Genomic DNA, 10,422 nt, shown 5'->3' with positions numbered 1-10,422 from the left:
GGCGGTGGCGGGCCGAGCTCGCCGCGCACGGCGACCCCGGGCCGCAGCCGGACGGCGCGCTGCACGCGGCCTGCACCGACCTGGGCTACCCGCCCGCGATGGTCGAGTTCTTCGCCGCCGCCATGGCCCACCTGCCCGCGCTGCTGCGCGACGAGCTGCCGCTGCAGGCGCTGCTGTTCCCCGACGGCGAGATCGCCACCGCCCTGGCGAGCTACCAGGACAACACGATCAACACCTACCTCAACGGGGCGCTGGCCCACCTCGCCGCGACCACCGCACGGACCCGGGCGGAGCCGCTGCGCGTCCTGGAGCTGGGCGGCGGCGTCGGCGGCAGCACCCGCGCCGTCCTCGACGGCCTGGGGGAGGCGCCGGTCGACTACCTGTTCACCGACGTCTCACGGTTCTTCCTCGACCTGGCCGCGACCCGGTTCCCCGGGGTGCGGACCGCGCTGCTCGACGTCACCACCGACCTGGCCGCCCACGACGGCCGCCACGACCTCGTCGTCGCGGCGAACGTCCTGCACAACGCCGTCGACGTCCGCGCGACGCTCGCCGCCGTCCGCGGGGTACTGGCCCCCGGCGGGGTGCTCGCCCTGGTCGAGTCGACCCGCGAGCACCTCCCGGCGCTGGTGTCGATGCAGTTCCTCATGTCCGCGCGTCCGGGCGCGGCCGCCGCGGGCAGCGGGGACCTGCGCGCCGGCACCGACCGGATCTTCCTGACCGAACGGCAGTGGTGGGCCGAGCTCGCCGCCGCCGGTCTGCGGCCGGTCGCGGCGCTGCCCGGTGACACGGACCCGCTGCGGGCGCTGGGGCAGCAGCTGCTGGTGGCGACGTAGTCACCCCGCCCCGGCGGCGGTACGGCGCGGTGCGGTCACCCCTTCGCGCAGACGCACCCCTGCAAGGACCCACCCGCGATCTTCGCCGAGCAGAACCTCCGGTCGATCGCGTCGTGGTCCTCCCAGGGGTGCGGGCAGACCGGGCACAGCTCGTCCGGGGTGGTGTGGTCGGAGGCGGTCGAGGGGGTCGGGTCGTCCATGCTGGTGGTTCTCCTTCGGGGTTGTCGCCCCGAGCGGACCCGGGGACGGGTCAGCCGGCCGGTGGCCCGGTGGGGCGCCGCAGCGGGGCGCCGACCTCGTGCAGGTGACGGAGGACCTCGGCGTAGGAACGCAGGGGACCGGTCCGGGTGTAGGGCAGGCCGTGGGTGGTGCAGAACTCCTGCACGATCGGCTGAGCGCGGCGCAGGTGCGGGCGCGGCATCCGGGGGAACAGGTGGTGCTCGATCTGGTAGTTCAGGCCGCCCAGCGCGACGTCGAGCACCCGGCCGCCGAGCACGTTGCGCGAGGTCAGCACCTGCTTGTGCAGGTGGTCCAGTCGACGGCCCGCCGGGATGACCGGCATCCCCTTGTGGTTCGGAGCGAACGCCAGGCCCATGTACACGCCCCAGAGCCCCTGGTGCACGACGACGAACGCGACGGCCTGCACCGGCGCGAGGACCCAGAACACCGCCCCCAGGTACCCGACGGCGTGTGCGACGAGCAACGCCGCCTCCAGCCGTGGGCGGGGAACCTCTCGACGCAGGATCGCCCGGACGGCGGTGAGGTGCAGGCTCCACCCCTCGAGGAACAGCAGCGGGAGGAACAGGTACGCCTGGTGGCCGACCATCCATCGGACGGGGCCCCGCGTGGCGGCGGCCTGCTCGGGGCTGAAGGCGAGCACCGGGATGTCGATGTCCGGGTCGTCGTCGGCGTGGTTGGGATGGGCGTGATGCGCGGTGTGCTGGGTGACCCAGGAGCCGTAGCTCAGCCCGACCAGCCCGCCGTGCAGGTAGCCGACGACGTCGTTGGCACGCCGGCCGGCGAAGATCTGACGGTGGCCCGCGTCGTGGCCGATGAAGGCCAGCTGCGTGGTCACGACCGCGAAGAACACCGCGAGCAGCAGCTGCCACCAGGACGGGCCGAGCCACACGAACACCGTGAGGCCGCCGGCGAGCAGGACCGCGTTCGCCGCGAACAGGAGCAGGTAGGTGCGGCGGGCCTCCTGCAGCAGACCCGCTCCGGACACCAGGGCGGCCAGCTCGCCGAACCCGCCCTCCGTCGTCGGACGGGTACGACGGGGGGACGTGCCGGTGGGTGGGGACGTCGTCATGCGTGCTCTCCGGTCGACCCTCGGGACACGGGACGAGCGGTCCTCACGACCGCACGGCTCACGCGTCGGAACGAGCCGCCGGGACAGCGACCACGCGACCTGGCCGGTGCGGGAACGGCAGGAACCGCACCACGGCACGGTCACGCCTCCGTAATGTGGCACACCGGTCGCCGGGCCGCACGCCCACGCCCGGTCGCAGTCCGGCCGGGGGCCTCCTCAGGAGCCGGGCCGGAAGGCGCGGCGGGCCGCCGCCGACAGGGCCGCCCTGCGGCGCTCGTGCACCGCGGCGGCGTCGGCCGGGTCGGCGGTGATCGTGGGGGAGGCGGGGGGCCAGGCCGGTGAGAGGCCGATGACCAGGGGTGGACGTCGCGCGCGTCGAGATCGGGGTCGACGAGGCCGTCGGCCTGCGCCGCGCCGGGCTCCGGCCGGCCGGGCGGGCGCTCAGCGCTGCCGGACCGGCCGGACGAGGATCTCGTTGACGTCGATATCGGGGGAGGTGCCGACCGCGTAGGCGACGGCGTCGGCGACGGCCTCCGGTGCGATCGCGTGCCTGCGGTAGACGGCCATGGCGTCGCGGGCGGTCGGGTCGGTGATGCCGGCGGCGAGCTCGGAGGCCACGACACCGGGGGACACCGTGGTGACCCGGATGCCCGGCGACGACTCCAGACGCAGGCCCTCGGTGATCGCCCACGCCGCGTGCTTGGTGCCGGCGTAGACCGCCGCCGTCGCGTCCACCTCGTGGGCGCCGACCGAGGCCGTCGTCACGAAGTGGCCCCGGTCCGCGGAGGTGAAGTGCCCCAGGACGGCGTGGATCGTGTGGAGGAGCCCCCGGACGTTCACGTCGACCATGCGGTCCCACTCCTGCACCAGGCCGGCATCGAGGCGCGACAGCGGCATCACCCCGGCGTTGGCGACGGCGACGTCGATCCGCCCGTGCCGGGCGACGACGTCGTCGACGAGCGTGACGAGGGCGTCGCGGTCCACGACGTCGACCGGGTGCGGTTCGACACCGGGCACCTGCGCGGCGAGGTCGGCGAGCCGGTCGGCGCGCCGGGCGGTGGCGATCACGTGGTGGCCGTCCTGGGCGAGCCGGGTCGCGATCGCGCGGCCGATGCCGCTGCTCGCGCCGGTCACCAGGGCCACGGGGGTGGGGTTCGTGTCGTTCATGGCCTCCTTCCTACGAGCCGCGGCGACGGCGCGGCAGGGCGCGACGGTCGTGGGAGTGCCACACCCACCCCGGCCGGCGCGGGGTCGCCTAGGGTCGCGTCCATGGTGGCCACACCGCTCGGCGAGTACCTGCGGACCCGGCGCGCACGGGTGACCCCCGACGCCGTCGGCCTGGTCGCGGCGGGGGCCCGTCGTGTCCCGGGGCTGCGTCGTGAGGAGGTCGCGCTGCTGGCCGGGATGAGCGCCGACTACTACGTGCGGCTGGAGCAGGGCCGCGAGCGGAACCCGTCGGCGCAGGTGCTGGAGGCGCTCGCGGCCGTCCTGCGGCTCGACGACGACGCCCGGATGCATCTGTTCCGGCTGGCGGGGGCGGCGCCGCGGCCCCGGGCCCCGATCGCGGACGAGCGGCTCGACCCGCAACTGGCTGCCCTGCTGGACAGCTGGCCGGGCCGGCCCGCGATCGTCCTCGGCCGCGCCTACGACGTGCTGGGCGCCAACCGGCTCGGGGCGGCGCTCGGGTTCGCCCCCGGGACCAACCTCGTCGAGAAGGTCTTCGAGGACCCGGCCTCGCGCACCTTCTACGCCGACTGGACCGCCGCGGCGGCGAACACCGTCGCCGGGTTCCGGGTGCTGCACGGCCAGGCCCCGGACGACCCCCGTGTCCGGCAGGTCCTCACGGCGGTGCTGGACCGCAGCCCCGAGTTCGCCGAGCACTGGGCCCGGCACGACGCGCGGGGCAAGGGTGCCGAGCACAAGCGGCTGGTGCACCCCGACGTCGGCGCGCTGGACCTGCAGCTGCAGTCGTTCGACGTCCGGTCGGCGCCGGGACAGCAGCTCGTCGTCTACGGGTGCGAGCCGGGGTCGGAGACGGCGGACCGGCTGGAGCTGCTGGGGATCGCCGCCGCGTCCCGCGCCTGACACCGTCGCCGGCCCGGGGCCTCAGTGCGCCGCGTCCACCACGTCCTCGCGGGTCAGCCGCCGCCGGAACACCCAGAACGTCCAGGCCTGGTAGGCGAGCACGACCGGCGTGACGACCGCGGCCACCCAGGTCATGATCGTCAGCGTGTAGGGCGTCGACGCCGCGTTCACCACGGTCAGCGAGAAGGCCGGGTCGGTCGTCGACGGCAGCACGTCCGGGTACAGCGACCCGAACAGCGTCACCGCAACGGCGACGATCGCGACCGTCGTCGCGGTGAACGACCGGCCCGACCGGCCCCGGACGGCGGCAAGGGTCCCGCCCGCCAGACCGAGGGCCGCGACCAGGACCGGGGCGACGATCCACACCGGGGCGCCGTCGACCAGCGTCCAGACCAGGAACGCCGCACCCGCCGGGATCGCGCCCAGCCCGGCCGTCACCGCGACGGTGGCCGCGCGCTCGCGCACCGGGCCGTCGGTCTTCAGCGCCAGGAAGGCGGCTCCGTGCAGGGCGAAGACCAGGACCGTGGTGACGCCGCCGAGCAGCGCGTAGGGGTGGATCAGGGTGAGCAGCGTGCCGGTGAACTCGTGGTCGGCGTCGAGCGGGACACCGTGCACGATGTTCGCCAGCGCCACCCCGAGCAGCAGTGCCGCGGCGAGCGACGAGCCGGTCAGCACGCGGTCCAGCACCGGGGCCCAGCGCGGCTCCTTGGACCGGTACTCCAGCGCGATCCCGCGCAGGATCAGCGCGACGAGCAGCAGCAGGAACGCCAGGTAGAAGCCGGAGAACAGGCTCGCGTACCACTCGGGGAACGCGGCGAAGGTCGCCCCGCCCGCGACGAGCAGCCACACCTCGTTGCCGTCCCACACCGGGCCGATCGTGCCGAGCGCGACGCGACGGTCGGCCTCGTCGCGGGCGACGACGGGCAGCAGCATCCCCACCCCGAAGTCGAAGCCCTCCAGGCAGAGGTAGCCGGTCCACAGGACCGCGATCAGGACGAACCAGACGTCGACGAGTGCCATGGCGCTCTCCTCCTCAGTAGGTCGCCACGGGGGCGGAGGTGCCGGACGGTTCCGGGACGGCCGGGGCCGCAGGGGGCGGCGGACCGGCCTGTACGGCCCGGACGAGCAGGACGACCTCGACGACGGCCAGCGCGCCGTAGAGCAGCGTGAACACGACCAGCGAGGTGAGCACCGACGCCCAGCCGACGCTCGGCGAGACCCCGTCGGCGGTCCGGAGCACGCCGTAGACGACCCAGGGCTGGCGGCCCGCCTCGGTGAAGATCCAGCCCGCGGTGTTCGCGAGCAGCGGTGCGGCCAACCCCAGGCCGGCGGCCGGGCCGAACCAGCGCGGCAGCCGCCGCGTCGCCCGCGAACGCCGGGTCAGCCAGAGCCCCGTGACGGCGAGCAGCCCCGCCAGCACCCCGAAACCGATCATGAGCCGGAACATCCAGTAGCTGAGCGGGATGTCCGGTGTGTACAGACCCGGCCCGAACGCGGCGACGGCCTCCTCCTGCAGCTGGTGGATGCCCTCCACCTCGCCGTCCCAGGTGCCGGTGGCCAGGAACGACAGCAGCCGCGGGACCCGCAGGCTCCACAGCTCGCGGGTGCCGTCGAGGGAGCCGATGGTGAACACCGAGAACGACGCCGGCGCGACGGTGTCGTAGAGCGCCTCCGCCGCGGCCATCTTCATCGGCTGCTGCTGGGTCATCAGCCGGGCCTGCAGGTCTCCGGTGAGGGCGACGCCGAGGCTCCCGGCGAGCGTCGTCCACAGCCCGACCCGGATGGAGGGGTGGAACACCTCCGGGTGGCGGCCGCGCACCAGGTTCCATGCGCTGATCGCGACGAGGAACATCCCGGCCGTCACCAGGCACGCGGTGAGGGTGTGGGTGAACGCGCCGACCGCGGTGGAGTTGGTCAGGAGCGCGCCGAAGTCGGTCAGCTCCGCCCGGCCCGACACGGGGTTCACCGTCGACCCGACCGGGTGCTGCATCCAGGAGTTCGCGGCGAGGATGAAGTAGGCGCTCAGCACCGTGCCGGTCGCGGCCAGCCAGATGCAGGCCAGGTGCACGCCCTTCGACAGCCTGTCCCAGCCGAAGATCCACAGACCGAGGAAGGTCGACTCCAGGAAGAAGGCGAGCAGCCCCTCGATCGCCAGCGGGGCACCGAAGACGTCGCCGACGAAGCGGCTGTAGTCGCTCCAGTTCATCCCGAACTGGAACTCCTGCACGATGCCGGTGACGACGCCCATCGCGAAGTTGATCAGGAACAGCTTCCCCCAGAACTTCGTGGCGCGGAGCCAGCGCTCGTCGCGGGTGGCGTACCAGGTGGTCTGCAGGCCCGCGACGAGCAGGGACAGGCCGATCGTCAGCGGGACGAACAGGAAGTGGTAGACGGTGGTGATCGCGAACTGCCACCGCGCGAGGTCGAGGTCCATCACGCCCTCCGGAGCCGGCGGGTCCCGTGTGGACCCGTCACCCGATCGTCGTCCGCGACGGGTGGACGGGGCTCCGGGCGAAGGGCGGTCCGCGGCCCACCGGAGGGCCCGCCGGCCCGGGACGAAGGTCCCGGGCCGGTGCTCCGGGTCAGCCCGGGTCGATCAGGTCGGCGGCCGGACGCCGCGGAGTCGCCGGGACGGGGACCCCGTGGCCCAGGCGCAGGACGACCTGCGGGGGCCGGTCCCGGGCGAGCGAGCGGCGCACCCGCTCCCGCACGTCGGGGACCTCCACCAGCTGGGACACCGGCGAGGCCGACAGGCCCTCGGCGGTCGCGGTCAGCAGCACCCGCGCCAGGGCCTCGCCGGCACGCAGGTCGTCGCGGGGGCCGTCGAGGTGCGAGGTCAGCACCGCGATCAGCGGCGCCGACTCGAACGCGGCCGGCGCGGGCCGCGGGTGGGCGGGGCCGCCGAAGTCCCGGGTCACCCACGGGTGGTTCGGGGCCGGCAGCGGTCCGCCCGCGGAGGCGGGGACACCGTCGTCGTGGCCGCCGTGCCGCCCGGTCCAGGCCGCCATCTCCGCGACGAACGCGGGGTCGGCGGACTGGCGGGCGTGCGCCTCGCGAGCGAGGCGGCCCAGTACGGCGAGGTCGTCCGGGTCGGTCACCAGCTGCAGCCAGGCGCCCTCCTCGTAGGCGGCGCGGGTGAGCGCGGTGCGGGCCGGGCCCGGCACCGGGACGTCGGAGAACGGTCGCCGGTTCGTGTGCCGGCGCGGCACCGCCTCCAGCAGCCGTCGCTGCTCGGGGGTCGGCGGCATCGCCGCGCCGCGACGGACCACCGCCAGCAGCTCCGGGTCCGACGGGTCGGGGAGGCGGGTGACGAGCGGGCGGATCCCGGCCCCGGCCAGCGCGAGACGCAGCGAGTACAGCGCCGCCCCGCAGCCGATCCGCAGCTCGCGGTCGGTCGGGTCGGCGACCGGCAGCCGTCGCGCGGGGTCGGCCCGCAGCTCGACGTGGTCGGCGCCGGTCCGGAACCGCCACGGCTGGGCGTTGTGCAGCGACGGCGCCCGACCCGCCGTGGCCAGCACCCGGGCGGTCGTCGCGGCGTCGAGACCGAGGATCGGGGTGACCGGCGCGTCCGCACCGACGGTGTCCATGATGTGCGTCCTTCCCGGGACCGGGCGTTCACCGGTGCCTGCGGGGGCGATGGTCGGCGCTGCCGGTTCCGGTCGGACAGGTGCGAAGGTCCCGGTCCTCGACGGCCGTATCGTCGGGGTGGGGCGGGCCGGGACGCGGCCTCCCCGGGGAGGCGGTGCCAGTGACGACCGACGACGCCGGTGACGGGACCGGGGAGATCTCCGGGATCCTGGCCGGGCTGCGCCTGGACCACCTCATCGCCGAGGTGCAGGAGCGTCTCGCCGAGATCGCCTCCACCCGGCGCCGGACGCAGCGGCTGCTCGACGCGGTGCTCGGGGTCGCGGCCGGCCTGGAGCTGGACACCACGCTGCAGCGGATCGTGCAGTCCGCGGTGGACCTGGTCGACGCCCGCTACGGGGCACTGGGGGTGCTCGCGCCGGACGGCGGCATCGCCCGCTTCATCGACGTCGGCCTGGACGAGGCGACCCGCACCGCACTGGGGCGCCCGCCCGAGGGCCGTGGCCTGCTCGGCCAGCTGATCGCCGACCCCCGGCCGTTGCGCCTGCACGACCTGTCGGCGCACCCGTCCTCGGTCGGCTTCCCGCCGCACCACCCGCCGATGCGCAGCTTCATCGGCGTCCCCGTGCTGGTCCGTGACTCCGTCTACGGCAATCTCTACCTCACCGAGAAGCGCACCGGCACCGAGTTCACCGCCGACGACGAGCTGATCCTCATGGCGCTCGCCGCCGCCGCCGGGATCGCCGTGCAGAACGCCGACCTGTTCGAGAAGGGCCTGCTCCGGCAGCAGTGGCTGGAGGCGCTGGCCGAGATCCGCGGGGAGGTACTGGCCGGAGCCGACGAGGCCGCCACACTCGGGCTCGTCGCCCGCCGCAGCCTGGAGCTGTCGCGCGCCGACGGGACGTCGATCGCGCTGGGCCCCGACCACGACGGCGGGTTCCGCGAGGGCGCGACCGCGGGCCGCCCGCCGCTCGTCAGCGGTCCCCAGGACGCGCTGCTGCGCCGGGCCGTCGAGCTCGGCCAGCCGGTCCTGGCCGACATCACCGAGGTCGCGGTCAGCGTCGACGGTGCCCGCGGGCCGGTCGTCGCGGTGCCGATGCGGGTCGTGGGAACGGTGCGCGGGGTCCTGGTCGCCCGCCGTGCCGTCGGGGACCCGCCGTTCCGTCCGTCGGAGGTGCCGCTGCTGGTGTCCTTCGCCGACCAGGCGGCGCTGGCCCTGGAGCTGGGGGAGAAGCAGCGGACCCAGCGCGAGCTCGCAGTGCTCGCCGACCGCGACCGCATCGCCCGCGACCTGCACGACCACGTCATCCAACGGCTGTTCGCGGTCGGCCTCACGCTGCAGGGCTCGCTGCGCCGCCTCGGCGACGACCCCGCGGGCGGCGGGGTGCGCGAGCAGGTCGAGCAGGCCGTCGGCGAGCTGGACCGCACGGTCCGCGACATCCGCACCTCGATCTTCGACCTGCACACCGCGGATCAGGAGGAGGGCGGTCTGCGGCGGCAGCTGCTCGACGCGGTCGCGCACGCGACGGCCGCATCGGGGATCGACGCGACCGTCGACACCGCGGGACCGATCGACACTGTCGTGCCCGCGCAGGTCGCCGTGCACCTGATGGCCGTGGTGCGCGAGGCCGTGTCGAACGCGGTCCGCCACTCCGGTGCGAGCACGTTGCACGTGTCCGTCGACGCCGGTCAGGAGCTGACCGTGGAGGTCACCGACGACGGCTGCGGCATCGCGCCCACCGGCCGGCGCGGCGGACTGCGCAACCTCGCCGACCGCGCCGCCGAGCTCGGCGGCACCTCGGTCGCCGAGAGTGTCGCGACCGGTGGCACCCGGCTGCGGTGGCGGGTCCCGCTGGACTGAGCGGGTCAGTGCCCGTGGCGGCGCTCGACCGCGTAGACGGCGGCCTCGGTGCGCCGGGAGAACCCGAGCTTGTGCAGGATCGAGGACACGTAGTTCTTCACGGTCTTCTCGGCCAGGTGCAGGGTGGCGCCGATCTGACGGTTGGTGAGCCCGTCGGCGACGAGCCCGAGGATCCGCTGTTCCTGTGGGCTGAGGGTGTCGTAGCGGGGGTCGGTGTCGGCGTCGGAGCCGCCGGTGCGCAGCCGCTGCAGCACCGCGGCTGTCGCCCGCGGGTCGAGCAGTGAGCCGCCGTCCGCGACCGTGCGCACGGCACCCACGAGGTCGACGCCCGCGACCTGCTTGAGCAGGTATCCGGCTGCCCCGGCCATGATCGCACCGAACAGTGCCTCGTCGTCGGAGTACGAGGTCAGCATCAGACAGGCCGGCGGCGGGACGACCGCGGAGCGCAGGTCGCGGCACACCGATACGCCGTCGCCGTCGGGCAGCCGGACGTCGAGCAGGGCGACGTCCGGTCGCAGCGCGGGGACACGGGCGAGGGCCTGCGCCGCGGTCGCGGCCTCGCCGACGATCTCGATGTCGTCCTCCATGCCGAGCAGCTGGGCCAGCCCGCGGCGGACGATCTCGTGGTCGTCGAGCAGGAACACCGAGATCGTCACCGTCGTCCTCCGAGGTCCGGGTCGTCGGATCGAGGCTAACGTGTGTTCCGGGCACATCAGCCGGGCCGAAGGTCCCGCCGGCCGGGTGGC

The 10,422-nt window shown here is 74.7% G+C and carries 10 protein-coding genes; 3 read left to right on the top strand and 7 right to left on the bottom strand.

The window, feature by feature from the left end; genetic code table 11:
* Window positions 1-836, top strand: an 836-nt coding sequence (locus NH602_RS08180; protein WP_253067473.1) for a class I SAM-dependent methyltransferase, incomplete at its 5' end; no start/stop codon positions are given.
* A gap of 35 nt (window positions 837-871) precedes the next feature.
* Here the strand turns inward: NH602_RS08180 and NH602_RS08175 are convergent.
* The 3 genes from NH602_RS08175 to NH602_RS08165 form a co-directional block, all read right to left on the bottom strand.
* Window positions 872-1,036 (bottom strand): RGCVC family protein, encoded by a 165-nt coding sequence (locus NH602_RS08175; protein WP_179760418.1) that lies wholly within the window; start codon window positions 1,034-1,036, stop codon window positions 872-874.
* A 50-nt stretch (window positions 1,037-1,086) separates the two neighbouring features.
* Window positions 1,087-2,145: an acyl-CoA desaturase gene (locus NH602_RS08170; protein WP_179760417.1), complete on the bottom strand. Its 1,059-nt coding sequence runs from the start codon at window positions 2,143-2,145 to the stop codon at window positions 1,087-1,089.
* 441 nt (window positions 2,146-2,586) lie between these two features.
* Window positions 2,587-3,312, bottom strand: a complete 726-nt coding sequence (locus tag NH602_RS08165; protein ID WP_179760416.1) for an SDR family oxidoreductase — start codon at window positions 3,310-3,312, stop codon at window positions 2,587-2,589.
* Window positions 3,313-3,414: 102 nt separating this feature from the next.
* Between NH602_RS08165 and NH602_RS08160 the strand changes: the two genes are divergently transcribed.
* Window positions 3,415-4,230, top strand: coding sequence for a helix-turn-helix domain-containing protein (locus NH602_RS08160; protein ID WP_073573984.1), 816 nt, complete (start codon window positions 3,415-3,417; stop codon window positions 4,228-4,230).
* 21 nt (window positions 4,231-4,251) lie between these two features.
* Here the strand turns inward: NH602_RS08160 and cydB are convergent, their stop codons facing one another.
* From cydB to NH602_RS08145, 3 genes are all read right to left on the bottom strand, one after another.
* Window positions 4,252-5,250: a cytochrome d ubiquinol oxidase subunit II gene (gene cydB, locus NH602_RS08155; protein WP_179760415.1), complete on the bottom strand. Its 999-nt coding sequence runs from the start codon at window positions 5,248-5,250 to the stop codon at window positions 4,252-4,254.
* A 13-nt stretch (window positions 5,251-5,263) separates the two neighbouring features.
* A complete protein-coding gene (locus NH602_RS08150; RefSeq protein ID WP_179760414.1) occupies window positions 5,264-6,664 on the bottom strand; it encodes a cytochrome ubiquinol oxidase subunit I in 1,401 nt (466 codons plus the stop codon).
* A 148-nt stretch (window positions 6,665-6,812) separates the two neighbouring features.
* Complete coding sequence (locus NH602_RS08145) at window positions 6,813-7,817, bottom strand: nitroreductase (protein WP_246352644.1); 1,005 nt, start codon at window positions 7,815-7,817, stop codon at window positions 6,813-6,815.
* A gap of 161 nt (window positions 7,818-7,978) precedes the next feature.
* Here NH602_RS08145 and NH602_RS08140 point away from each other — a divergent pair, with 161 nt between their 5' ends.
* A complete protein-coding gene (locus tag NH602_RS08140; RefSeq protein ID WP_253067471.1) occupies window positions 7,979-9,676 on the top strand; it encodes a GAF domain-containing protein in 1,698 nt (565 codons plus the stop codon).
* Window positions 9,677-9,681: 5 nt separating this feature from the next.
* Here NH602_RS08140 and NH602_RS08135 read toward each other — a convergent pair whose 3' ends face one another.
* Window positions 9,682-10,332, bottom strand: a complete 651-nt coding sequence (locus NH602_RS08135; RefSeq protein ID WP_179760412.1) for a response regulator transcription factor — start codon at window positions 10,330-10,332, stop codon at window positions 9,682-9,684.
* Window positions 10,333-10,422: the final 90 nt, after the last annotated feature.

The organism is Pseudonocardia sp. McavD-2-B, from assembly GCF_024124365.1.
In the GTDB taxonomy this organism is placed as follows: Bacteria; Actinomycetota; Actinomycetes; order Mycobacteriales; family Pseudonocardiaceae; genus Pseudonocardia; species Pseudonocardia alni.
The sequence above is the reverse complement of the archived record's forward strand: the minus strand, read 5'-3'. Positions and strand labels throughout refer to the sequence as shown.

Excerpts from the sequence above, each read along its gene's own strand:
- NH602_RS08175 (WP_179760418.1), bottom strand. The coding sequence starts at position 1,036 with ATGGACGACCCGACCCCCTCGACCGCCTCCGACCACACCACCCCGGAC.
- cydB (WP_179760415.1), bottom strand. The coding sequence starts at position 5,250 with ATGGCACTCGTCGACGTCTGGTTCGTCCTGATCGCGGTCCTGTGGACC.
- NH602_RS08170 (WP_179760417.1), bottom strand. The coding sequence starts at position 2,145 with ATGACGACGTCCCCACCCACCGGCACGTCCCCCCGTCGTACCCGTCCG.
- NH602_RS08150 (WP_179760414.1), bottom strand. The coding sequence starts at position 6,664 with ATGGACCTCGACCTCGCGCGGTGGCAGTTCGCGATCACCACCGTCTAC.
- NH602_RS08160 (WP_073573984.1), top strand. The coding sequence starts at position 3,415 with ATGGTGGCCACACCGCTCGGCGAGTACCTGCGGACCCGGCGCGCACGG.
- NH602_RS08145 (WP_246352644.1), bottom strand. The coding sequence starts at position 7,817 with ATGGACACCGTCGGTGCGGACGCGCCGGTCACCCCGATCCTCGGTCTC.
- NH602_RS08165 (WP_179760416.1), bottom strand. The coding sequence starts at position 3,312 with ATGAACGACACGAACCCCACCCCCGTGGCCCTGGTGACCGGCGCGAGC.